Source organism: Ruegeria sp. CDSA236 (assembly GCF_059611285.1).
Genome location: NZ_JBXWPG010000011.1, coordinates 94,153 through 119,538 on the forward strand (window position 1 = coordinate 94,153; position 25,386 = coordinate 119,538).

The window sequence follows — 25,386 nt, forward strand, 5'->3', positions numbered from 1 at the left end:
CGAATGTCAGGCAACTTTTCCGGGGCGGTCAGATTTCCTCAACCGACATCACGCCGTCCAGCGACTTGATCGCCCCTTTGATCTGCGGGTTGATCGGGAATTCCTGGCCGAGGTCCATCTCGACATCTCCCGGCAGGCCAGGATCAAGCAGGCACAGATGGATAGGCCCTTTCGCAGCCCCCTTGGCTGCGCCAGCGGCATCTTCCAGAACTTTGGCAACTGTGGGCAGAACCTGCGACTGGTCAACAAAAATGCGCAGCCCGGTCGCCCCTGCCTCGGCCACGACTGCATCTACCGGCCCGACGGACCGGCCTAGCAGTTTGAGTTGATCGGCCTCCATCGTTGCTTCGGCGGTCAGCACCACCTGTGCACCGGTTTCCAGAAACTCACGGGATTTCTCCAGCGTTTCGGAAAACAGTGTGACCTCATAGGCACCTGTAGGGTCAGAAAGTTGGGCAAAGGCAAACCGGTTTCCGCGCGCAGATTTCCGTTCCTGCCGCCCAGCCACTACACCGGCCATCTTGGCGATCAGCGGACCCGAGCGTGCCTTTTCCATCACCTCATCCAGTGTCAGTACCTGCTTGCGTTTTAGGGCGGGCATATAATCATCCAGCGGGTGGCCGGACAGGTAAAATCCGATGGCCTTGAACTCTTCGCTCAAACGCTCGGCAGGCAACCAGTCCGGCGTCGGCGAAAGGCGTGGCTCGGGCAGGTCGTCGCCCGCCTCGCCGAACAGCGATACCTGGTTCGAGTTCTTCTGATCGTGGATCGCAGCTGAATATTGCACCAGCGGATCAAGGCTTTCGAAGACGCGGCGGCGGTTCTTGTCGAGTTCATCAAACGCGCCAGCACGCGCCAGCATTTCCAAGGGCCGCTTGCCGACCTTCTTCAGATCAACGCGGCGGGCAAAGTCGAAGAGGTTGACGAACGGTTTGCCTGCACGTCCTTCTACTACCAAATTCATCGCCTCAACGCCGACGTTTTTCAACGCGCCCAGCGCGTAAACCAGATGCTGATCCACCACGTCAAACGTGGATTGCGAGCGGTTCACGCAGGGCGGTATGTAAGGCAGTTCCAACCCTTTGCGGACTTCCTCGAAGTAAACCGCCAGCTTGTCAGTCAGATGGATATCGCAGTTCATGACCCCGGCCATGAACTCGACCGGGTGGTTCGCCTTCAACCAGCCGGTCTGATAGCTGACCACGGCATAGGCGGCAGCGTGGGATTTGTTGAAGCCATAGTTGGCGAATTTATCCAACAGGTTCCAGACCTCGGTCGCCTTAGCCTCGTCCACGTCATTCTCAGCAGCGCCTTTGAGGAACTTAGGCCGCTCGGCATCCATCGCCTCCTGAATTTTCTTACCCATCGCGCGGCGCAACAAATCCGCTCCGCCAAGGCTATAGCCCGCCATTTCCTGAGCGATCTGCATAACCTGTTCCTGGTAGACGATAATGCCTTGGGTTTCGTCCAGGATATGGTCGATGGAAGGGTGCAGCGTGTCCCGTTCGCTCAGCTTGTTCTTGACCTCGCAGAACTTGGGGATGTTCTCCATCGGGCCCGGACGGTATAGCGCGACGAGGGCGATGATATCCTCGATACAATCCGGTTTCATCCGCTTGAGCGCATCCATCATGCCCGAGGATTCCACCTGGAACACCGCTACGGTCTTGGCCGCTGAGTAGAGTTTGTAAGTCGCTTCATCATCCAGCGGGATGGCGTTGATCTGGTTCGCGGCCCCCTCGGCGGCTTCGTACAGCTCGGTGCCATCAGCAGCGATGTGCAGGTCGCGCCCGGATTTGAAGATCAGATCCATCGCATTCTGGATCACGGTCAGGGTTTTCAGACCCAGAAAGTCGAATTTAACCAGACCGGCCTGTTCTACCCATTTCATGTTGAATTGGGTCGCAGGCATGTCGGAACGCGGATCCTGATACAGCGGCACCAGCGCATCCAGCGGACGGTCGCCAATCACCACACCAGCCGCGTGGGTCGACGCGTTTCGCAACAGCCCCTCGACCTGCTGGCCATAAGTCAGCAGACGGTCCACAACCTCCTCGTTACGCGCCTCTTCCCGCAGCCGGGGTTCATCTTTCAACGCCTTCTCGATGGAGACGGGTTTGACGCCTTCCACCGGGATCATCTTGGACAGGCGATCCACCTGCCCATATGGCATCTGCAAAACCCGCCCGATGTCACGCACGGCGGCCTTCGACAGCAGCGCGCCAAAAGTTATGATCTGCCCAACCTTGTCGCGCCCATATTTCTGCTGCACGTAGCGGATCACCTCTTCGCGGCGGTCCATGCAGAAGTCGATATCGAAGTCAGGCATCGATACCCGTTCGGGGTTCAGGAAACGTTCGAACAGCAGCGAATAACGCAACGGATCAAGGTCGGTGATCGTCAGCGCATAGGCCACCAGCGACCCCGCGCCCGAGCCCCGCCCCGGCCCAACCGGGATGTCCTGATCCTTTGACCATTGGATGAAATCGGCAACGATCAGGAAATAACCCGGAAACCCCATGCCCTCGATGATGTCCAGTTCGAAATCCAGCCGCTTCTGATACTCTTCAGGGGTTACCGCATGCGGGATCACGGCCAGACGTTTCTGCAGACCTTCATTGGCTATGCGGCGCAGCTCGGCCACCTCGTCATCGGCGAATTTCGGCAGGATCGGATCGCGGCGATAGGCCATGAACGCACAGCGCCTGGCGATCTCGACCGTGTTTTCGATTGCTTCGGGCAGATCGGCGAACAGGGTCGCCATTTCCTGCTGCGACTTGAAATAATGCTGTGCGGTCAGACGGCGGCGGCCATCCTGCTGATCGACATAAGCGCCCTCGGCAATACAGATCAGCGCATCATGCGCTTCGTACATGTCCGTGGTCGGGAAGTAGACATCGTTGGTAGCCACCAGCGGCAGGTTCTTGGCATAGGCCATTTCAACATGGCCGCGCTCGGTCAGACGTTCGGCCTCGGGCTGACCACCCTCGCCTGGATGGCGCTGTAGTTCGACATACAGACGATCCGGGAACATGGTTGCAAGGCGATCCACCAAGACCTCGGCCGCTGGGCGCTGCCCTTGCTGCAACAAGCGACCCACCGGTCCGTCAGGGCCGCCAGACAGGCAGATCAGACCATCCGAGCGCTCTGCCAGTTCATCCAATGTCACCTGCGGCAACTGCCCGCCCTTGTCCACATACAGGCAAGAGCTGAGCTTCATTAGGTTTTCATACCCGGCCTCTGACTGCGCCAGCAGCACCAGCGGCGCGGGGGCTTTCGCTTTCTCGCCCGGTTGCGCCTGCAGGTAGGTCAGATCGACCTGGCACCCCATGATCGGCTGAACGCCCGCTCCGCTGGCGGTGACCGAAAACTCCAACGCAGAGAACATGCTGTTGGTGTCCGTGACGGCGACGGCGGGCATCTCAAGCTTTTCACACAGACCAGGCAGCTTTTTCAGCCGCACGGCGCCTTCCAGCAGGGAATATTCGGTGTGAACGCGGAGGTGGATGAATCGTGGAGTGCTGCTCATGCCGCCCACGCTATCGCAGCCAGTGGTGGTACAAAAGCCTGAACCGTAGGTTCGGATTGCCAAAAAAACATGCGTTGATTGTTCGGGAAATCCATAAGGTGCTTCGGACTCTGAGGATGAAACATGCTACAAAACCTTTTAGTTTCAAGGTGATGAACATCGAAACCACATGAAACACAAGGATCGGACCAATGAAATGATACATCAGAAGCGCGGTTTTTCTTGCCAGATTGGCTGCGCTGTTTCTAACATCTAGTGGCAAGCTATCCGCCCGCACTCTTTCTACGTCGCATCGAAGGAGAGCATTCAGAGGCGCAATTCGGTAACGCGACGGGTTTCACGAATGGATATCACGTTTCTTCTGAACGGAGAGACAGTGGAGTTGGCGAATGTCGATCCGACAGTCACCTTGTTGGATTGGCTGCGCGAGGATCGCTCTCTGACCGGCACCAAAGAGGGCTGCAACGAAGGTGATTGCGGTGCCTGCACTGTCATGGTGACGGATCAGGGAGGAGCCAAAGCTCTAAACTCCTGCATTCTGTTCCTGCCTCAGCTCCACGGCAAAGCGGTGCGCACCGTCGAAGGCGCCAGCAGCCCGGACGGGAAGGCCCACCCGGTTCAGCAGGCAATGGTTGATCTGCACGGGTCGCAATGTGGCTTTTGCACCCCCGGCTTTGTAATGTCGATGGTGGCCGGGCATGCGAATGGTGCAACCGATCACGACACACAGCTGGCCGGGAACCTGTGCCGCTGTACGGGCTATGTGCCGATTATCCGTGCCGCCAAAGCCGCCGAAAAGCACCCTGTTCCCGTCTGGGTCAAGGACAAGCCTGACGCAGCACCCGCCGCGTCTCCTATGCTGCCGCGGTCCTCGGACGAGCTTGCCGCCATTTATGCCGAACACCCAGAGGCCACCCTGGTCGCTGGCGCGACCGATGTAGGCCTTTGGGTCACCAAACAGTTGCGCGACCTGAAAACAGTAATCTTCATGAACGGTTGCGATGATCTGAAACAGATCACGGTTACAGACGATGAAATTCACCTTGGTGCCATGGTCGATATGAACCGCATGGGCGAAGCGCTGGGGGATCTGCACCCCTCTTATGCTGAAATGATCCGCCGCTATGCCAGCGTACAGGTGCGGCACGCCGCAACCGTCGGCGGTAATATCGCCAATGGGTCACCAATCGGTGACAACCCACCTGCACTGATTGCCCTCGGCGCCAGCCTGCACCTGCGCAAAGGTGACACAAGGCGAACGCTGCCCTTGGAAGAGTTCTTCATCGACTATGGAAAACAGGATCGCGTACCCGGAGAATTCGTCGAAGCCGTAAGCTTCCCGCGCCAGGCGGATCGGTTGAAATGCTACAAGCTCAGCAAGCGGTTTGATCAGGATATTTCGGCCGTTTGTGGGTGTTTCAACATTACCGTTGCAGAAGGTACCGTCACTCAGGCGCGCATCGCATTTGGCGGCATGGCGGGCGTTCCGAAACGCGCCACTCAAGTCGAAGCTTCGTTGACCGGCAAGCCATGGACAGCTGCTACCGTTCAATCCGCTCTGACGATGTTTGCCGAGGATTACGCGCCAATGTCAGATATGCGCGCCTCGGCTCATTACCGCCTTGAGACGGCGAAAGCGATGCTGGAACGTTATTTCCTTGAAGATCAGGGCCAGGTAACCAATGTGCTGGAGGTGTCGGCATGAGCGTGACAAAACCACTGCCTCATGACGCCGCGCCGCTACATGTGTCCGGTTCGGCCCGCTATGTGGACGATATCCCAACACCAAAAGGCACGTTGCATCTGGCCTTTGGTCTCAGTCCCATCGCCAAGGGCACAATCGCCGCGATTGACCTGTCTGCAGTCAAAGCCGCCGACGGTGTCGTCATGGTGATGACCGCCGAAGACCTGCCCTTTGCGAATGATGTCTCACCGTCCATTCACGATGAACCTTTGTTGTCGGACGGCTCTGTCCACTATATCGGGCAGCCCGTATTTTTGGTTGTCGCCACCAGCCATCTGGCCGCGCGCAAAGCTGCACGACTGGGCAAGATCGACTATACTGAAGAAACACCAATTCTGACGATTGAAGAGGCGCTGGCCGCCGACAGTCGGTTCGAGGACGGCCCGCGCATCTACACCAAAGGTGATGCAGACGCCGCCATCGCAGGCGCGGCGCATGTGATCGAAGGCAGTTTTGAGCTTGGCGGGCAAGAGCATTTCTATCTGGAAGGTCAGGCTGCACTGGCGGTGCCGAATGAGGGTGCTGATATGCTGGTCCACAGTTCAACCCAGCACCCGACTGAGATTCAGCACAAAGTGGCAGAGGCTCTGGGCGTTCCCATGCATGCTGTGCGCGTTGAAACCCGGCGCATGGGCGGCGGGTTCGGGGGCAAGGAAAGCCAGGGCAACGCTCTGGCTGTTTCCTGCGCAGTGGCTGCGCGGGCAACCGGCACAGCCTGCAAGATGCGCTATGACCGCGATGACGACATGATCATCACCGGTAAGCGGCATGCCTTTCGCATTAGCTATAGGGCCGGGTTCGATCAGGATGGGCATATTCAGGGGGTATCCTTTCTGCACCACGCCATATGCGGATGGGCACAAGACCTGTCGCTGCCCGTCGCGGACCGGGCGATGCTGCATTCCGACAATGCGTATCTGCTGCCCAATGCGCGGATCGAAAGTCACCGGCTGAAAACCAACACCCAATCTGCCACCGCCTATCGGGGGTTTGGAGGCCCTCAGGGTATGGTTGGAATCGAACGCGTCATGGACCACGCCGCGCATGAGCTGGGTCTGGACCCGGTCGAACTGCGCCGCAGGAACTATTACGCTGCCCCGGCGGGTACCGATGACCATGCCCCTGATCGCAATGGCGGCGATACGCCAAACACCACCCCTTATGGCATGGAAGTCGAAGATTTCGAACTTCACGGCATGACCGAAGCCTTGTTGAATTCCAGCGACTATGCCGCGCGCAAGGCAGCAATTCAGAAATGGAATGCCGAGAACAGCGTGATCAAAAAGGGCATCGCCTTCTCTCCGGTCAAGTTCGGCATTTCCTTCACCCTGACCCATCTGAATCAGGCCGGCGCGCTGGTGCATGTGTACCAGGACGGGTCCGTGCACCTGAACCATGGCGGCACCGAGATGGGCCAGGGCCTGTTTCAAAAAGTGGCCCAGGTTGCCGCCTCACGCTTTGGTATTCCGCTAGAGATGGTGAAGATCACCGCCACAGACACGGCCAAAGTGCCGAACACCTCGGCAACGGCGGCATCCTCGGGAAGCGATCTCAACGGCATGGCGGTGAAAGCCGCCTGTGACACAATCCGCGACCGGATGGCAGAGTATCTGGCCGAGCGACATCAGGCCGACCCGTCGGCTGTCACCTTCGGGGATGGTCATGTATCGGTTGGTGAGGAACGCTATACCTTTGCCGAAGCGGCTGCGCTGACCTATCAGGGCCGCATCAGCCTTTCGGCCACCGGCTTCTATAAGACACCCAAGATCGAATGGGACCGGATCAAAGGCCAAGGTCGTCCGTTTTTCTACTTCGCCTATGGCGCCTCGATCACCGAAGTTGCCGTGGACACACTAACCGGTGAGAACCGCATCTTGCGCACGGATATCCTGCATGACGCGGGCGCGTCGCTGAACCCTGCGCTGGATATCGGTCAGGTCGAAGGTGGCTATGTGCAGGGCGCGGGTTGGTTGACGACCGAAGAACTCGTCTGGGATGGCACAGGCAATCTGCGCACCCATGCGCCATCGACCTACAAGATCCCGGCTTGTTCCGACCGCCCCGACATCTTCAACGTTGCGCTTTGGGAGGCTGAAAACCGTGAGGACACGATCTATCGCTCGAAAGCGGTAGGCGAACCTCCATTCATGCTTGGGATATCCGCTTGGCTGGCACTGTCGAATGCGGTGGCGGCCTGCGGAAACAGCTACCCCGCATTGGATGCCCCCGCCACGGCAGAAGAAGTCTGGCATGGTGTCCAAAGGATGAAGGGGGACGACTGATGGGATTTGACCTTGAGACTTTGAGGGAGGCGGTCAAAACCCATGGGCGCGTGATCCGGGTAGTCATCGCCGGGATCAATGGCTCGTCCCCACGTGAGGTTGGTGCCGCAATGCTGGTCTGGCAGGACGGGCAATCCGGCACGATCGGCGGCGGCACACTTGAGTTTCAGGCAGCCGAAGCGGCGCGGATACAAACCGCCCAATCGCGCCTGACCCATCACGCGCTTGGCCCCGACATGGGCCAGTGCTGCGGTGGCGCTGTTTCCTTGCTAAGCGAGGTCTATGACCGCAACAACATCAACGATCTGGACGACAGCATCATCGCGCGACCAACATCGGGCCAGGACATGCCACTGTCGGTCAAACGCCTGTTGACCGAAGCCCGCGGACAGGGGATTGCACCAGAGGCACAGCTGATCGAAGGCTGGATGGTCGAGCCGGTCCACAAACCCGCGCGTACACTGTGGGTCTGGGGCGCGGGTCACGTCGGTCGCGCCTTGGTGGATGTCCTGTCACCGCTGCCCGATCTCGCAATCACTTGGGTCGATACAGGATCCAAGCGGTTTCCGGAAACCGTACCGAACGGAGTCACCGCCGTCCCTGCCGCAAAACCAGCGGAACTGGTTCGGCATGCGTCGCGTGATGCTGAACATCTGGTGCTGACTTATTCACACAATCTGGACTTGGAATTGTGCAACCGTCTGCTTTCGCACGATTTCCGCTTTGCGGGGCTGATCGGCTCGGCTACGAAATGGGCGCGGTTCCGGTCCCGGCTGGCGGCGCTGGGGCACTCGCCCGAGCGGATCAGCCGGATCACCTGCCCGATTGGCGACCCGGGCCTGGGCAAGCATCCGCAGATGATTGCCGTGGGCGTCGCAGCACAACTGCTGCGCCCGATCGGGCAAAACAATTTGAAGAAGGATCTGAGCGCGTGACCACTCCACTGCTAAGTTTGCAAGGACTGACCAAAGCCTATCCCGGCGTCGTGGCCAATGATCAGGTGTCCTTTGACATCGGTGAGGGCGAAGTTCATGCCCTGTTGGGCGAAAACGGCGCGGGAAAATCTACACTGGTCAAAATGATCTATGGCTTGGTGAAGCCAGACAGCGGCACCATGCTGTTGCGTGGCCAACCCTTTGCTCCGCCCGAGCCGCGCGCCGCGCGTGCTGACGGAATCGCGATGGTATTTCAGCATTTTTCGCTGTTCGACGCGCTGAACGTGGCCGAGAACATCGCATTGGGGATGGAGAACCCGCCACCAATGGGCGACCTGGCCTCGCGCATTCGGGAAGTTTCGGAAACCTACGGCCTACCGCTGGACCCCTTTCGTACAGTCGGTGACCTGTCTGCGGGGGAACGCCAACGGGTTGAGATCATTCGCTGCCTTCTGCAGGATCCAAAGCTTTTGATCATGGATGAACCGACCAGTGTTCTGACGCCGCAAGAAGTCGATATCCTTTTCGAAACGCTGAATAAATTGCGGTCTGAAGGCACATCGATCCTGTATATCTCGCACAAGCTTGAAGAAATCCGCACCCTATGCGACCACGCTACGATCTTGCGTCTGGGCAAGAATGTGGGCGAATGCGTTCCGTCTGAAACCTCGGCCCGGGAGATGGCCGAGTTGATGGTCGGTTCAACCCTGCAAACACCTGAGCGCGGGGGCCGCGAGTTCGGCGAGGTCGCGCTGGATGTCAGCGGGCTTTCCGTGCCTTCACCGTCTGAATTTGGCACCGCGCTGAAGAATGTCCACATGACAGTTCGCAAGGGCGAAGTGCTGGGAATTGGCGGTGTTGCCGGCAACGGACAGGACGAACTGCTGGGTGTCCTGTCTGGCGAAATCCAGACAGCTGCCGATGCGATCAAATTCGATGGCCAGCCGATTGGCAAACTGGGCCCAACCGCACGGCGCAAGCTGGGCGTACTGACCGCCCCCGAAGAGCGGTTGGGACATGCAGCCGCCCCAGACATGAGCCTGACCGAAAACGCCCTGCTGACCGGATCGGTCCGCGAAGGGTTGGAAAGCAACGGGTTCTTGAAATGGGCAGATACCAAAAGCTTTGCTGAAAAGATCATCAGCGCCTTTGATGTGCGCACGCCGGGGCCCGAGAATGCGGCCCGGTCATTGTCAGGCGGCAACCTACAGAAATTCGTGATCGGACGCGAGGTATTGCAGAACCCCGATGTGCTGGTCGTGAACCAACCCACTTGGGGGGTGGACGCCGCTGCCGCTGCGTCGATCCGGCAGGCCATTCTGGACCTTGCCGCCAAGGGCACGGCGGTGGTCTGCATCAGCCAGGACCTGGACGAATTGATGGAAATCTCGGACAGCTTTGCCGCCCTGAACGAAGGCAGGCTCAGCGCGCCACGCACAACCACGGGTCTGACCGTGGATGAGATCGGCCTGATGATGGGCGGTGCACATGGCATGGAGGTAGCCCATGTCTGATGCAAAACAAAATATGACGACGGGGGTGTGAGCAGATGATTGTATTGGAGAAACGGCCACAGCCGTCCAAGGCGTGGTCTTATGCGACCCCGCTTGTGGCGGTACTGGCGACGATGCTGTTTGGCGGCATATTGTTTGCCGTCCTGGGTAAAAACCCGGTTCAGGCCATCGGCACCATTTTCTGGGAGCCTCTGTTCGGTGAATTCGCCTTTTATTACCGCCCGCAGCTGTTGGTGAAGGGCGCGCCGTTGGTGCTGATTGCGATTGGCCTGTCGTTAGGCTTCCGCGCCGGTATCTGGAACATCGGCGCCGAGGGTCAGTATATCATGGGCGCCATCTTTGGTGCGGGGGCCGGGCTGGCCTTTTACCCGCTGGATGCCTGGTATGTCTTTCCGATCATGGTGATGGCAGGTGCGCTTGGCGGTTGGCTCTGGGCCTCTATTCCGGCCTTTCTGAAGGTGCGCTTTGGCACCAATGAAATTCTGGTCTCGCTGATGCTGGTCTATGTGGCTGAACAGATGATGGCCTCGGTCTCGCTGGGACTGCTGAAAAACCCCGAAGGGTTCGGTTTTCCGGGTTCACGCAATCTGCAATCCTATGAGAGTGCGCATAATGCCGAGCTGATCGCAGGATCGGGGATGCATTGGGGCGTTGTGACCGCACTGATAGCCGTGATCTTTTCCTATATCCTGCTGAACCGGCACATGCTGGGCTTTCACATCCGCCTGACGGGTGAGGCCCCGCGCGCAGCCAAATTCGCCGGGGTAAACCCAGCACGACTGATCCTGTTCTGTCTTGGCCTGTCAGGCGCACTGGCCGGGCTGGCGGGGATGTTCGAAGTCTCGGGCCCCTCGGGTGTTGTCAGCATCGACTTTAACGTCGGCTATGGCTTTACCGCGATCATCGTGGCCTTTCTGGGTCGACTGCATCCGGTGGGCATCCTGCTAGCCGGTGGCCTAATGGCGTTGACCTATATCGGTGGTGAAATTGCGCAGTCCCAAATGGGTCTTCCTGCCGCGGCCATTCAAGTATTCCAGGGGATGCTGCTGTTCTTCCTGCTGGCCTTCGACCTTTTGACCAACTACCGCATCCGTGCGGCCCGTAGCGAGGTGGCGTAATCATGGACCTTGGTGAGATTAATCCCGTACTTCTGGTCGCGTCACTGATGGTGGCTGCAACTCCCCTGCTTCTGGCCGCGATCGGTGAATTGGTCGTCGAAAAAGCAGGAGTTCTGAACCTTGGCGTAGAGGGCATGATGATCGTTGGCGCGATCAGCGGTTTTGCGATCTCGGTCGAGACTGGGTCGCCCTGGCTGGGCTTTGTCGCCGCCGCCATAGGCGGTGCAGTACTGTCCCTGCTGTTTGTGCTGCTGACGCAGGTGGCGCTGGCTAATCAGGTTGCCAGCGGCCTGGCGCTGACTCTGTTTGGTTTAGGGTTCAGCGCCCTGCTCGGTCAAAGCTATGTGGGTGTCAAACCCCCCAGCATGGGCGATATCCATATCCCGGTGATCAGCGATATTCCGGTGATCGGCCCGATCCTGTTTCAGCATGACCCGATCCTTTATGTCGGCATCGCTTTGACAGCGGCTGTCTGGGCTACGCTTAAATACACTCGCGTCGGACTGATCCTGCGCGCGGTAGGTGAAAACCACGATGCGGCGCATGCGCTTGGCTATAAAGTGATCAAGATCCGCATCATGGCGATCCTGTTCGGCGGTGCCTGTGCCGGGTTGGGTGGGGCCTATATCAGCTTGATCCGGGTGCCACAGTGGACCGAGGGCATGACAGCCGGTGTCGGCTGGATCGCCTTGGCCTTGGTCGTCTTCGCCAGTTGGAAGCCATGGCGCGCCCTGCTGGGTGCCTATTTGTTCGGCGGTATCACCGTGTTGCAGCTGAATTTGCAGGCAGCGGGCGTTGCCATCCCGGTCGAGTATCTGGCAATGTCGCCCTACATCATCACGATCCTTGTGCTTGTGATCCTTTCCGCCGACAAAAGCAGCGCACCTGCCTCACTCGGCCGGATATTCCATGCCTCGCATTAGACGGGGACAACTGAACCAACTTGGGGAGTAACACATGAAAATTACTACATTTCTGGCAAGCGCCGCCATGGCGCTGGGTTTGGCAACTACTGCCATAGCCGAAGACAAAACCAAGGTCGGCTTTGTATTTGTCGGCCCGGTGGGCGACGGTGGCTGGACCTATGAACATAACAAGGGCCGTCTGGCGGTTGAAGAAGAGTTCGGCGACAAGGTCGAAACCGTGTTTGTTGAATCCGTGCCCGAAGGCCCGGATGCAGAGCGGGTGATGACCCAGATGGCGCTGGAAGGTGCAGACCTGATCTTTACCACCTCGTTCGGATACATGGATCCGACCATCAACGTGGCCAAGAAATTCCCGAACGTGAAGTTCGAACACGCGACCGGCTATAAAACAGCCGACAACGTTTCGGTTTATTCGGCACGTTTCTATGAAGGTCGTGCGGTACAGGGCCATATCGCGGGCAAGATGACCAAGTCGAACATTGTTGGCTATATCGGGTCCTATCCGATCCCCGAAGTGGTCCGCGGAATCAACTCGGCCTATATCCACGCCAAGAAGGTCAACCCGGATGTCGAGTTCAAGATCATCTGGGCCTACACTTGGTTCGATCCGGCGAAAGAAGCAGATGCCGCCACTGTTCTGATCGAACAGGGCGCGGACGTGATCCTGCAGCACACCGACTCGACCGCACCGCAAGCAGCTGCGCAAGAGGCGGGCAACGTCATCACTTTCGGCCAGGCCTCGGACATGAGCGAATACGCTCCGTACCCGCGCGTCTCGTCGATCATCGATGACTGGGCGCCTTACTATATTGCACGGACCCAGGCCGTCATGGATGGCACATGGGAAAGCGCCAATACATGGGATGGCATCCGCGAAGGCATGGTTGCAATCGGCGAAATCTCGGACGCGGTTCCCGCTGACGTCAAAGAAGAGGCACTGGCGCTGAAAGCGGCCATGGCCGCGGGTGAATACCACCCCTTCACCGGACCGCTGAAAAAGCAGGACGGTAGTGACTGGCTGGCCGAAGGCGAGACCGCAGACGACGGTACACTGGCCGGCATGAACTTCTATGTCGAAGGCTTGGAAGGTGAGATTCCGCAGTAAGGCGGCACAGGATAACGCAGAAAGGCCCGCCATGTGCGGGCCTTTTTTGATTTTGCCACCTGTTTTATGCCACTCTTGATCTTCGATAGCCCGAAACCAGCGCCAAGCACATTGATCCGCGGCTCTACCGATCAACGAGGACCAGATGAATTCAAAACGCGAATTGCTGCAGAAACTGTTGAAAGGTATCGAAACCGGGGATGCCGAGGCCGCAACCGTCGTCAACGAAGAAAAATACATCCAGCACAATCCCCAGACCCATGAAGGCAGCGAGGGGCTGGCCACGTTGTTTGCCCGCCTGTCGAAAACAAATCCCAAGGTTAAATTTGTTCGCGTTTTTGAAGATGGCGAATTCGCTTTTGCCCATAACGAATATGATTTTGCCGAAGTTAAGGCCGCGTTCGAGGTCTTTCGGTTTGAAGACAGCAAAGCTGTTGAGCACTGGGATAACATTCAGCCCCTGCGCGGCCCAAACGCTTCGGGACGCGGCATGCTTGATGGGCCAACTGAAATCACAGATATTGACAGAACCGAACAGAACCGGGAATTGGTTGGCAACTTCTCGCAAACGGTCCTGATAGACCGGAAAACCCAGCGGATGAAGGCGTTTGTTGATGCGAACCTGATACAACACGATCCCGATGGCGTTGACGGCATCGACGCCTATCGCATGGTGCTTGAAGCTAGATCAGACGCGGAGTTGATCGTTCAGTATCACCGCGTCCATCGTGTGCTGGCAGAAGGGAATTTCGTCCTGTGCATGAGCGAAGGTGCCAGTCACGGAAAACATACCAGCTTTTATGATCTGTTTCGGGTCGCTGACGGCGTGATCGTCGAGCATTGGGGCACTATGGAAACCATAGCGCCCCGTAGCGAGTGGACGAATGACAACGGCAAATTCTGATCTACGTAAGAGCCGTTAATGCCCAGTCAGAACCAGCGTGTTCACCGGCATCAGGATCAAACGCAGGCGCAGACCCGCCGCATGAACCACGCCGATCGTGTCGACCACATGCAGGAAAGCAGATTGCCAAAAGCCCAAATCTTCATGCTCCAGCCGCTCGTGGTTATCGGTGTAGACATTCGCCAGACAGTTGCTGCCGGGCGGGATATCATCCGCCATGCCCTTATAAAGCGGTTCAAAATAAACCAGGATCGAGCCCGGCACCTTGTTGGACTGCACGTCTCTAAGCTCGTCTGACGGGCGAATTTGTCCCGAAGGGATCACATCCTGAACTTCGACCACCACAACCGGAATAACCGTGAACGGCTTGGTCATGCAGCCCAGCTCTCCGACCATGCCGGGCTTGATAACCTGCGCTGACATCTGATTGAACGCAGCCTGAAAGCGGTCATGCCCGGAATTTGACGGCACAAGAATACCTGCTGGACGTAGCAGAGGACTGACGTAATCGCCAACCTGCAAGCCGAACTGTTCGATCCTCCCCGTCACACCCGCGTTGATCACAGTCTTGTCCAGCTCGGTCAAAGCAGCATCCAGGTTCGCATTGGCGCTGGCCAGTTGGGCCGGGATCAGCTCTTCGATTTGCTGTACGACGGCAGCGCGTTGCGATTCAGCCGCAACCAGCTTGGCCTCTCGTTCAGCGACAAGGTTTTCCAGCCGGTCAATCTCGGCCAGGCGGACGGCGCTTGACCCTTCGTCCCGCAGGGTCGTATTGCGTTGCAAGTCCTCTAGCGCCTGATCCAGCGCCGCTTTTGCGCCCGCGATCCCGGCGGCGGCCTCGGCCAGATCGGTCTCCGCAACTTTCAGTGATGCCTGAACTTGCGCGATCTGCGCATGCGCTGCCTCAACCATTGCAGTCTGAGTAAAGTCCTCGATCCGGAAGATTGGCTGCCCAGCAACGACCTGTTGGTTGTTGGAGACATAGACCTCGGACACTCGCCCACCCAGTTGCGGCAAGATCGTAACCGTGCGGAAATACGACGCCGCAGTTTTGCTGGCCGGGTGAAAATAGAACAGAGTGGTGATCACGGTCAGCGCCATAATGGCACAGGTTGTCAGACCCCAGCGCAGCTCGTACCACATGGTGAACAGGGTTATCTCATGCCCGATGCGTTTTCCCTGCACAAAGCGGCGGAACAGATAATCGGGCAGCACTGTGACCAGCGCGCACATCAGTGTTTCAAGCATGTCCTATTGCTCCTGCTGCGCGACGGGTTCGGGGGATGGAACGGGATCGGGATCAGCAGGCGGTTGCGGCGCCAAAGATCGGATCGCATCGGCAATGGCACGCAAGGGCGCACCTATGTCGGGAAACTGGAATCCGGCGACCAGAATGGCTGCAATCCAGAACAATCCGTTATGAGTGAACAAAGCCAGCAGCGCAAGAATTCCCACAAGCTGAAACTGCGGGTGGTTGGATTCATGCGCGAGCTTTTCGGGGATCGAATGCAGGGTGAAATAGCCAACGCCGATCAGGATGATCACCACAACCGTGAAAATGAACATGACCGTCAAAAGAAAATCGCTGCCATCCGCCTGGGTCACGTAAGACGGAATGTGCCCCGTGGCCAATGGGTGTAAATCTGCTGTGCTCACCCTGCCCTCCTCTAAATGCTTTCCACTTCTTTGGATGGGTTGATGCGCAAATTCAACCCTGCTTAAAGTCTCAATTAGAATTCTACGGTCGTGCAGGGCGCATTCGACGTCAGAAAATCACGACTGCGGCCAGCAAAGGGGCGACATGATAGATTTCCTGATTATCGGCGGCGGTATTGCCGGGCTTAGCGCGGGCGCGCGGTTGTCAGAGCGCGGCCAGGTCACCGTGCTCGAAGGCGAAGAGGCGCTGGGCTATCACGCATCAGGCCGGTCCGCGGCTATGTTTGCACCCGCCTATGGTCCGCCTGCTGTTATTGCCCTCAACCTTGCCAGCGCAGCGCATTTTGAGACGAATGACTATCTGTCGCCACGCGGCTGGGTTCTGATCGGCGGGAAAGACCAACACGATGTGTTTCACCGGGATGCCGATCAACTTGGCGGCCGACAGATTTCCTTTGACGCGGCACAATCCCTTATCCCGATCCTGAACCCCGAAACCGTCGGGTTCGCGGCGCACAGCGACAGTGAACAAGATATAGATACCGACCGCATGATGCAGGATTTCGCCCGGACGATCCGTGGGAATGGTGGATCCGTTCTGACCCGGCAAAGCGTCACGGCAATTCGCAAACATAGGCACTGGATCGTCGAGGCCACCGAGAGCTTTGAGGCACGACACATCGTCAATGCAGCCGGCGCCTGGGTTGACGAAATCGCGGCGATGGCCGGTATCGCGCCGATTGGTATCCAGCCGCGCCGCCGCTCAATGGCCCGTATCCCGGCCCCCGGCGGGCATGACTTGCGCGCCTGGCCCATGATGTTGGGTGCGGGCGAAAGCTGGTATGCTAAACCCGACGCGGGCAAATTGCTGGTCTCACCTGCCGATGCCGATCCGACCGCCGCCCATGATGCGTTTGCCGATGACATGGTTCTGGCCGAGGGCTTGGCCCGGTACGAGGCAATGGTCACCGAGCCTGTGACGCGGGTCGAAACCAACTGGGCGGGCTTGCGCAGTTTCGCACCGGATGGCAGCCTGGTTTTGGGGCCCGATCCGACCGATCCTACGTTTATCTGGTCTGCCGGTCAGGGCGGTTACGGGTTTCAGACGGCCCCTGCTGCATCCCAACTGGTAGCGGATCTGACAGTCGGCAACCAATCAAGTCTGGACACGGCGACCATCGCCTCTCTGAGACCAGACAGGTTGCATAGATGAACAAGCGCCCGTTACCCTCCAACGCCAGCGTCGCGACTGTAGGAGAGAACGGTCAGTTGGTCGCTCCGGCAGCCAGCCGTAACGTCGGGGCTTTGTGCGATCTTCTGGACCGGTTCGCCCCTTTGACCGGACAAGCGCTGGAACTGGCAAGTGGCACCGGTCAGCACATCGCAGCCTTTGCCGAATGCCGCCCCAGCATGCATTGGCAACCCAGTGAGGTTGAATCCGAACGGCAGGCCAGCATCAATGCCTACACCGCGGGCCTGCCGAATGTGTCTAAAGCAGTCGCTCTGGATGCAACCATCGAGGGTTGGCATCAGCCGTTTGGCGGCAGGGATCTGATCGTTCTGATCAATCTCTTGCACCTGATCAGCTGGGCCGAAGTGGAAACGCTTGTCGGCGAGGCAGCTCAAGCACTGAACGCGAATGGCCGGTTGATCCTCTATGGTCCCTTCATGCGCAACAATCGCCTGACCAGCGCGGGGGATCAACGATTTCATGCAGCTCTGGTCCAGCAGGATGCTGAAATCGGATATAAAAACGACGGAGACGTTTCTGAGCTTTTGGCCAATCACGACCTGAAAATCCTGGAAGTCGCGGAGATGCCTGCAAATAACCTGGCCTTCATCGTGGAAAAATCTGACACCTGATCCAGATCAAAGCCCGACCGAGGCCAACTAAACATATTCCAAACACACGATGTTAAATGGAATGTAGCATGCCCTGGCAGGAAAAGATCAACGACACGCGAAAAGGTCTTCGCAATTTGAACGGCGCAATCCCTGATACCGCCCGCGCCTTCGGTGCGCTTGGCGCGGCGGTCAAGCAAGGCGGAACGCTGGACTACAAGACCAAAGAATTCATCGCTCTTGGCATATCCATAGCGGACCGATGCGAACCCTGTATCATGCTGCACACCGAAGCTTTGATCAAAGCCGGCGCGTCACGTGACGAGGTTTCGGACGTTCTGTCCATGGCGGTTCAGATGGGGGGCGGGCCGTCGATGATGTACGCCTCTAAGGCGCTGGACTGCTTCGACGAGCTGAGTGCATGAAAAAAGCCCGCGTGCCGCGGGCATTTGAAGGCGGCACCAAAAAGGTGCCGCCGTTCTTATCCAGATCAGCCGTCCTTGCGGATGACCTCGTTTTTCGGATCATAGGGGCTGTCGCAGGTGACGACCGCATCCCACAATTTGTCCTGAAGCTTGACCTTCAGCTTGGTGCCTTCCACCGCCAGATCGGGCTTCACATAGCCCATGCCGATGGATTTCTCGAAGGCTACTGAATAGCCACCCGAAGTCAGACGACCGACGCGTTCACCTTCCGGCGTATACAACACTTCACGGCCCCACGGATCGGCATCCTCCGGTCCGTCGATCAGCAGGGTGCAGCATTTCACGCGCACGCCGGTCTCTTCCAGCTTGGTCTTGCCATAGAAGTCCTTGGACAGGTCAACAAAGCGTGGCAGGTCGGCTTCCAGCGGGGTCGCGTCGCGGCCCAGTTCGGTGCCGAAGGCACGATAGGATTTCTCCTGACGCAGCCAGTTCTGGGCGCGTGCGCCGACCAGCTTCATGCCATGCTTCTCACCCGCTTTTTCCAGCAGGTCGAACAGGTAGTTCTGCATTTCAATCGGGTGGTGCAGTTCCCAGCCAAGCTCACCGGTATAGGCCACGCGGATCGCGTTGACCGGGCACATGCCCAGTTCGATCTGACGGGCCGACAGCCATGGGAAGCGCTTGTTGGACAGTGCGGTTTCCGGATCGGCGTCTTTGATGACCTCTTTCAGAACGTCCCGCGATTTGGGTCCGGCAATGGCAAAAACGCCCCACTGAGTGGTCACATCCTGGATCTCGATGTAACCGAACTCCTCCATCTTGTCCTCGGCCGCCTTGCGCAGGTAATCGGCGTCGTACTCGGTCCATGCCCCGGCAGAGACGATATAGTAGTTGTTCTCGCCGTTGCGGACGATGGTGTATTCGGTGCGGGTGGTACCGTGCGAGGTCAACGCGTAGGTCAGGTTGATGCGACCGACCTTGGGCAGCTTGTTGCAGGTGAACCAATCCAGGAACTGGGTCGCTCCGGGGCCTTTGACGACATGCTTTGTGAAGGCCGATGCGTCGATCAGGCCAACGCCTTCGCGGATCGCCTTTGCTTCGTCAACGGCATGCTGCCACCAGCCACCGCGGCGGAACGAGCGGGCATCATGGTCGAAGTTTTCGGGTGCATCCAGCGGACCGAAGTAGTTCGGGCGCTCCCAGCCGTTAACCCAGCCAAACTGTGCGCCACGCGCTTTCTGACGGTCATAGGCCGGAACAGTCCGCAGCGGGCGGCAGGCAGCACGTTCTTCATCGGGGTGGTGCAGGATATAGACGTGCTCATAGCACTCTTCGTTCTTGCGCGCCGCGAACTCGGTGGTCATCCAGTTGCTGCTATAGCGTTTGGGGTCCAGCGAGGCCATGTCGATCTCGGCTTCTCCATCGACCATCATCTGGGCCAGATAATAACCGGTGCCACCCGCAGCGGTGATACCAAAGCTGAAGCCCTCGGCCAGCCACATATTGCGCAGACCCGGCGCGGGTCCAACCAGCGGGTTACCGTCGGGGGTGTAGCAGATCGGGCCGTTGAAATCGTCTTTCAGACCGGATTCAGCACAGGACGGCACACGTTCGGCCATCGCCATGTACTGATCCGCAATCCGGTCCAGATCGAGCGGGAACAGATCAGCACGGAAGCTGTCCGGCACGCCGTGTTCGAACTGCGCCGGCGCACCATGTTCATAGATCCCCAAAATCCAGCCGCCGCGTTCCTCGCGTGCGTAGGATTCGTTGTCGGCATCGCGGACAACAGGGTGTTCGGGGTTGCCCGCTTCACGCCATTTGACCAGCTCAGGGTCTTTGTCCATGACGATGAAGGTGTGTTCGACCGGGATCGCGGGCATCTTGATGCCCAGCATTTTCGCGGTCCGCTGTGCGTGGTTGCCCGATGCGGTCACGACATGCTCGGCGGTGATAACCACCTGCTCATCCGACGGAATGAGGTTACCGCCCTTCTCGACCATTTTGGTGCAGGTGACTTCCCAATGAGTGCCATTCCAATGGAAGGCATCGGCCTGCAGCTTGCGAACGATCTCAACACCGCGTTGACGCGCACCCTTGGCCATCGCCTGTGTCACGTCTGCTGGGTTAATATAGCCGTCCTCGGTGTGATATATCGCGCCCTTCAGGTCCGAGGTCTCGATCAGCGGCCAGCGTTCCTTGATCTGGTCCGGAGTCAGCCATTCATAGGCAACGTCACAGGTTTCGGCGGTGGACGCGTACAGCATGTATTCGTCCATGCGCTCCTGGGTCTGCGCCATGCGCAGGTTGCCAACCACGGCGAAACCCGCGTTCAGGCCGGTCTCATCTTCAAGCTGCTTGTAGAAATCGACCGAGTATTTGTGGATATGCGTGGTAGCATAGGACATGTTGAACAGCGGCAGCAAACCCGCCGCATGCCAGGTTGAGCCTGATGTCAGTTCATCCCGCTCGATCAGCATGACATCGTCCCAGCCTGCCTTGGCCAGATGATAGGCAATCGAAGTGCCGACGGCGCCGCCGCCAACGACCAGTGCTTTGACTTGGGTTTTCATAGCCGGGTGTCTCCCCTTGGAATCTGTTGCCACCATATGGCGCAATCAGCGCCCACCGCGCGACATTCATCCGACCAGTGATATAAAAAAAACGACCCTCAGACATCCGGGGGTCGTTTTTCCTAAAAGTTTTGAACTTTCTCAGCCGCCAGACAGCGAGCAGGTCTTGCGTGCATCTTTGAAGGCGCATTTGCCCGAAGACCCTGCTCCACCCTTGTTCACACGAATCTCGGATGCTTCGTTCACACGTTTCCCAGAAGCATCGGCAGTTTCTGAACCTTTAAAAAACGACTTCAGGCCGCCGAACAAACCGCTCGAGCTTTTCGGTTCGACCTCTTTTTCTTCCGACCCACCCGTTAGCTTCCCGAAAAGTCGCCCAAAAACACTGCCGCCAGATCCATCCGCATCTGCGTTTTCAATTTCCAGGCCAGCCAACCCTTTGCGATACCCGATCTGGATCAAATCATCCGGGGATTGGATATTGTTTGCCGTCAGATCGAAAGCATCAGATGGCAACCCGTGTTGTGCCGCCATTGTATTGGCAAGCAAGGCCAACCCGTTGATGTTTTCGATCCGCAACTGAGCAATCTCGCTGCGCAGCCGGGTGAACTCGGCCCGGACTTCGGCCATTTGCAAGGCGCGCTCAATGCCGCCATCCGGGTCGGTAACCGCCTCGTTTCCTACACCAGGCACCGGCCGGCTAAGCAACGCGTTCATCCCATCATAGTCAAGCTGGCTGAGGAATATGCGCACATCCTGCTCCGGGGCATCCGTGTACATCTCAACACGTATTTCCTCACCCAGACCCAGGGTGCCCGTATAGATCTGGAACCCAACCGGCTGAGTCAGATCCGTCACTTTGGCAGTGATCATCGACCAGACTTTACGGACATCGAGATGGATCGGGCTGTACTCAGCTTCGACGAACTGAAAATAGGCAACGCCCCCGATCACACCGAACGGAGCATAGTTGCTGGCACCGAAATCCATCGAGTCGATCGATCTTGCGATATTGCCTGCAAGTGAATCCGCGGAAGCCTCCTGCCGCAGTTTGATCTCAATCCAGTAAGTGTGACCAGCCTTTTCATAAACCCAGCTTGCCTTATCCAGTTTTTTGGCCTGTATTTCAGCTTTTTGAACAGCCACCTTACTGGCAAGCGGGCGCGCGGCCTCACTGACTGATTTCAAGCCCCCCCCTTCACGCGCATCGAGCGTGAAGTCACTGTCCATTATTGCCCGACGCGAAAGCACTGAATCCGGGACCGGCATATAGGGCTTGCCCCCTGCGCGCCAACGCTTCTGGCGGTCGCGTTCTGCCGCTTCGGCATCCAGTTCTTCATGATAAAGGGCGAACCGCGTTTTGAGCGTTTCCACATAGCCGTTTGCCGACAGCGTACCTTCGTGTTTCTTATCCTGCTGGTAGTAATCCAGCCCGGCGACAACCAATCCAACAATCAGCGTAAACCCGATCAGCCGCAACGCGTCCATTAAATTACCTCAATATTCATTCACTGCTTATTTCGCGCAGAATCTTTGAAAATTGAGGCATCCTTGTGGCCTAGATACGGAATAATCCGCGCGGTTTTTACCCGTCCCGAGCCGGAAATATTTTTCCCGGGTTCATGATATTGTCGGGATCAAGCGCCTTTTTCACCGCCTCCATAAAGGTCAGCGCTGCCCCTAGCTCCTTGGCCAGGTATGACCGCTTTCCTTGCCCGATCCCATGTTCCCCGGTACAGGTTCCCTCCATCTCGATCGCAAGGTCATTCAACCACCCAACAAACCCGTCCGCTTTGGCCACTTCGTAGGCGTTTTCCATGTCGATCAACAGCAAGGTGTGAAAATTACCGTCCCCTACATGCCCGACAATCGGCGCCAAAAGCCCAAGTTCCTTGGCCTTGTTCCGGGTCGCAGTCACGCATTCTGCCAGTCGCGAGATCGGTACGCAAACATCGGTTGATATGCCCCGCGCACCGGGGCGCAACTGCAAGCTGGCCCAATACATATCATGGCGTGCCTGCCAGAGTTTGTTGCGTTCTTCGGTTGTCGAAGTGGCCGCGAAATCTGTGCCGCCGAACTCTTCGGCGATCTGACCAAATGTCTCAGCCTGCTCGACCGCACCACCAGTTGATCCATGAAACTCCAACAGCAAAAGCGGGGTTTCCGGTAAGGCCAGTCCCGAATAGGCGTTTGCGGCCTTCACCGACACCTCGTCCAACAACTCGATCCGGGCCACGGGAACGCCGTACTGGATCGTCATCATTACAGCCTGACATGCCGCGTCGACAGAAGGAAACACACAACGCGCCGAGGTGATCGCTTCGGGGATGCCTTGCAGACGCAGAGTGAGTTCTGTGATGATGCCCAGCGTGCCCTCTGCGCCTACCATCAGGCGGGTCAAGTCATACCCGGCCGACGACTTTCTGGCCCGCTGCCCGGTTCGGATGATTTGCCCGTCCGGCATCACGGCCTCAAGGCTAAGGATATTGTCCTTCATCGTGCCATAGCGCACCGCATTGGTTCCCGAAGCACGGGTCGCCGCCATACCGCCCAGCGAGGCGTTCGCACCGGGATCAATCGGAAAGAACAGACCCTGATCACGCAGATGAGTATTCAGCTCCTCTCGCGTTACACCTGGTTGCACGACACAATCCAAATCATCGGAATGAACGGCCAGTACCTTGTTCATCTGAGACAGATCGACCGAAATGCCACCGGCTGGCGCGTTCACATGCCCTTCCAGCGAGGTTCCGGTGCCAAAGGCAATCACAGGGACCTTATGCGTGGCGCAGGCCTTGACGATTTCCGAGACTTCCTGGGTCGAATGCGGAAACACCACCGCATCAGGGGGCTGGTTTTCGATCCATGTGGTCGTATGCCCGTGCTGCTCGCGGATCGCCTGACTCGTTTGCAAACGGTCGCCGAATTGCTGTTTCAGAATGCCGACGACCGTTTCAATCCCCGCCTCGTTTCGCCGAAGCGACTTTGCCTGCACCATGCTTTCCCTTTCTGACTGGCCGCTAGACTATTCGCCCAGCGCAATGCCCTCACGTCGCGGATCGGCACCGCCTGTCAGCATGTCCCCGATCTCGATGGCATGAAGACCTGATGTCAGATCACGCGCGTTGACCTCATAGCCAAGTTCGGTCAGCGCATCCGAAAGCCCTTCGGCCCCGGTGCCCTGTTCCACGTCGAACGTGCCGAAACGATTGACCAGATGCGGCAGTGCCAAGGCCTGTTGCACATCCATATCCCAATCTGCCCAGGCGATGATCGACTTGGCAACATAGCCGATAATCCGGCTTCCGCCCGGCGACCCGATGGCCAGAACCGGTGCACCGTCCTGCATCACAATGGTCGGACTCATAGATGAGCGCGGACGCTTGCCCGGTTCCAGACGGTTGGCAATCGGAACGCCATCACTGTGGGTTTTGAACGAGAAATCCGTCAACTCATTGTTCAGCAAGAACCCGTTGGTCATCAGCCGCGATCCAAAGCCGTTTTCGATCGTCGTGGTCATGGACAGCACATTGCCATACTGGTCTACGATCGAAATATGCGAGGTCGACGGAAGTTCCAGCGAGATATCATCCGCCCAGTTCGAGGCATGGTCAAATTCGGGATTCCCCGGAACGGCGTCGATCAATGCGGCCTCACCGCTCAGCAACGCGCCCCGTTCGGACAAATAGGCAGGATCGACCAGCCCCTGTGTCGGCATCGGGACAAAATCATGGTCAGCCATATAGCGTCCACGGTCGGCAAAAGCCAAACGCGAAGCATCCCCGATCAGCCGCCAGGATCTGATATCTTCGGGGCCTGACGCTGCCAGATCATAGCCGTTCAACATGCCCAGAATCTGCCCGACCGTCAGCGCCCCTGAGGATGGCGGGCCCATTCCGCAGACTTCATAAACGCGGTAGGTGGCGCAGACGGGGTCACGTTCGATGACCTGATAAAGCGCCAGATCTGTACCAGACAGCACGCCTGGATTCCCAGGCGCGTTGCGAACCGCGCTGACGATCCCGGCAGCAATCTCTCCTCCGTAGAATCCAGCCGATCCTTCCGCAGCCATGATGCGCAGCGTTTCCGCATAGGCCGGGTTCGTCAACCGCTGCCCCTGTGCAAGCGGCTGTCCTTCCGGCAGGAAATACGCGGCTGTCTCGGGAAATCGCGACAGGCGTTCCGCGTCATTCTCAACAAGGCTGGCCAATCGAGGGGAAACCAAAAAACCCTCATCAGCCAAATTAATGCCGTCAGAAAACAGGCCGGGCCACGGACTGCGGCCCCAGCGGCGATGCGCCTCTTCCAACAAAGCCGGGGTGCCGGGTGTGCCGACAGAAAGTCCCCCGACAACCGCATCAAAGAATTTCAGCGGTTCGCCATTCTCGTCCTGAAACAGACGATGGGTGGCCTCAAGCGGGGCGGCTTCACGTCCGTCCAGTGTTGTCAACTTGCCAGAGGCCGCATCATACCAGACCAGAAATGCACCACCACCAAGGCCCGAGGATTGCGGCTCGACCAAACCAAGTACAACCTGCACGGCAACCATCGCATCAGCCGCCGAACCGCCTGCCCGCAGCACCTTGGCCCCAGCCTCAACCGCTAGAGGGTTGGCCGCGGCCACCATCCAGTTCTGCGACGTCACGGGTTCACCGGCCAATTTCGCTTCGAGTGAGGCTATGACTTCTGCGGTCAGGCCTTGAACCTGCCCGTCAGTACCACCCTCAGGTGCAACCGCATCCGCAGCTTCCTGAGAGGCCAACGGCCCGGCAAAGGTCATGGTTGCCAAAAGCAATCCCGAAATCAGACTTCGTTTCATAGTATCCTCCTGAA

Annotated in this window: 18 protein-coding genes; 11 read left to right on the forward strand and 7 right to left on the reverse strand. The window is 58.1% G+C overall.

The genetic code is table 11. The features are described 5' to 3' along the window. Window positions 1-28: 28 nt before the first annotated feature. Window positions 29-3,529, reverse strand: coding sequence for a DNA polymerase III subunit alpha (gene dnaE / locus AC2FLB_RS16560; RefSeq protein ID WP_496709676.1), 3,501 nt, complete (start codon window positions 3,527-3,529; stop codon window positions 29-31). Window positions 3,530-3,872: 343 nt separating this feature from the next. Here dnaE and xdhA point away from each other — a divergent pair, with 343 nt between their 5' ends. The 8 genes from xdhA (at window position 3,873) to AC2FLB_RS16600 (ending at window position 14,057) form a co-directional block, all read left to right on the forward strand. Next, window positions 3,873-5,234: a xanthine dehydrogenase small subunit gene (gene xdhA, locus AC2FLB_RS16565; protein WP_496709677.1), complete on the forward strand. Its 1,362-nt coding sequence runs from the start codon at window positions 3,873-3,875 to the stop codon at window positions 5,232-5,234. Then, window positions 5,231-7,555 (forward strand): xanthine dehydrogenase molybdopterin binding subunit, encoded by a 2,325-nt coding sequence (gene xdhB, locus AC2FLB_RS16570; RefSeq protein ID WP_496709678.1) that lies wholly within the window; start codon window positions 5,231-5,233, stop codon window positions 7,553-7,555. Before xdhA ends, xdhB begins: the two co-directional genes overlap by 4 nt. Further along, entirely contained in the window at window positions 7,555-8,490 is a 936-nt protein-coding gene (xdhC, locus tag AC2FLB_RS16575; protein WP_496709679.1) for a xanthine dehydrogenase accessory protein XdhC, read from the forward strand. The genes xdhB and xdhC overlap by 1 nt, the downstream gene beginning before the upstream one ends. Next, window positions 8,487-10,004 carry an ABC transporter ATP-binding protein gene (locus tag AC2FLB_RS16580; RefSeq protein ID WP_142638946.1) on the forward strand — a complete coding sequence of 506 codons (1,518 nt, stop codon included), beginning with the start codon at window positions 8,487-8,489 and terminating at the stop codon, window positions 10,002-10,004. The genes xdhC and AC2FLB_RS16580 overlap by 4 nt, the downstream gene beginning before the upstream one ends. A gap of 35 nt (window positions 10,005-10,039) precedes the next feature. Continuing rightward, on the forward strand, window positions 10,040-11,122 hold the full coding sequence (locus AC2FLB_RS16585) for an ABC transporter permease (RefSeq protein ID WP_142638948.1): 1,083 nt from the start codon (window positions 10,040-10,042) through the stop codon (window positions 11,120-11,122). A gap of 2 nt (window positions 11,123-11,124) precedes the next feature. Then, a complete protein-coding gene (locus AC2FLB_RS16590) occupies window positions 11,125-12,045 on the forward strand; it encodes an ABC transporter permease (protein WP_142638949.1) in 921 nt (306 codons plus the stop codon). Window positions 12,046-12,079: 34 nt separating this feature from the next. After that, complete coding sequence (locus AC2FLB_RS16595) at window positions 12,080-13,153, forward strand: BMP family ABC transporter substrate-binding protein (protein ID WP_281973637.1); 1,074 nt, start codon at window positions 12,080-12,082, stop codon at window positions 13,151-13,153. 145 nt (window positions 13,154-13,298) lie between these two features. After that, window positions 13,299-14,057, forward strand: coding sequence for a nuclear transport factor 2 family protein (locus tag AC2FLB_RS16600; RefSeq protein WP_496709680.1), 759 nt, complete (start codon window positions 13,299-13,301; stop codon window positions 14,055-14,057). A 15-nt stretch (window positions 14,058-14,072) separates the two neighbouring features. On the opposite strand, the gene AC2FLB_RS16605 is transcribed toward AC2FLB_RS16600, so the two are convergent. Together AC2FLB_RS16605 and AC2FLB_RS16610 are read right to left on the reverse strand one after the other, a co-directional pair. Continuing rightward, a complete protein-coding gene (locus AC2FLB_RS16605) occupies window positions 14,073-15,305 on the reverse strand; it encodes an HlyD family secretion protein (RefSeq protein ID WP_496703855.1) in 1,233 nt (410 codons plus the stop codon). 3 nt (window positions 15,306-15,308) lie between these two features. After that, on the reverse strand, window positions 15,309-15,713 hold the full coding sequence (locus AC2FLB_RS16610; protein ID WP_142638956.1) for a hypothetical protein: 405 nt from the start codon (window positions 15,711-15,713) through the stop codon (window positions 15,309-15,311). 145 nt (window positions 15,714-15,858) lie between these two features. On the opposite strand from AC2FLB_RS16610, the gene AC2FLB_RS16615 reads away from it, so the two are divergent. From AC2FLB_RS16615 to AC2FLB_RS16625, 3 genes are all read left to right on the forward strand, one after another. Then, window positions 15,859-16,926, forward strand: coding sequence for an NAD(P)/FAD-dependent oxidoreductase (locus tag AC2FLB_RS16615; protein ID WP_281973636.1), 1,068 nt, complete (start codon window positions 15,859-15,861; stop codon window positions 16,924-16,926). Beyond that, complete coding sequence (locus AC2FLB_RS16620) at window positions 16,923-17,576, forward strand: DUF938 domain-containing protein (protein ID WP_496703856.1); 654 nt, start codon at window positions 16,923-16,925, stop codon at window positions 17,574-17,576. Before AC2FLB_RS16615 ends, AC2FLB_RS16620 begins: the two co-directional genes overlap by 4 nt. 68 nt (window positions 17,577-17,644) lie before the next feature. Next, the gene (locus AC2FLB_RS16625; RefSeq protein WP_142638962.1) at window positions 17,645-17,980 is read left to right on the forward strand and encodes a carboxymuconolactone decarboxylase family protein; all 336 of its coding nucleotides are present in this window, start codon (window positions 17,645-17,647) and stop codon (window positions 17,978-17,980) included. 65 nt (window positions 17,981-18,045) lie between these two features. On the opposite strand, the gene AC2FLB_RS16630 is transcribed toward AC2FLB_RS16625, so the two are convergent. From AC2FLB_RS16630 to ggt, 4 genes are all read right to left on the reverse strand, one after another. Further along, on the reverse strand, window positions 18,046-20,553 hold the full coding sequence (locus tag AC2FLB_RS16630; RefSeq protein ID WP_496692264.1) for a GcvT family protein: 2,508 nt from the start codon (window positions 20,551-20,553) through the stop codon (window positions 18,046-18,048). A gap of 141 nt (window positions 20,554-20,694) precedes the next feature. After that, a complete protein-coding gene (locus AC2FLB_RS16635; protein WP_496709681.1) occupies window positions 20,695-22,041 on the reverse strand; it encodes a hypothetical protein in 1,347 nt (448 codons plus the stop codon). Window positions 22,042-22,138: 97 nt separating this feature from the next. Next, window positions 22,139-23,551, reverse strand: a complete 1,413-nt coding sequence (locus tag AC2FLB_RS16640; protein WP_496709682.1) for an FAD-binding oxidoreductase — start codon at window positions 23,549-23,551, stop codon at window positions 22,139-22,141. Window positions 23,552-23,578: 27 nt separating this feature from the next. Continuing rightward, window positions 23,579-25,372: a gamma-glutamyltransferase gene (ggt, locus tag AC2FLB_RS16645; protein WP_496701155.1), complete on the reverse strand. Its 1,794-nt coding sequence runs from the start codon at window positions 25,370-25,372 to the stop codon at window positions 23,579-23,581. Between the last annotated feature and the right edge of the window lie 14 nt (window positions 25,373-25,386).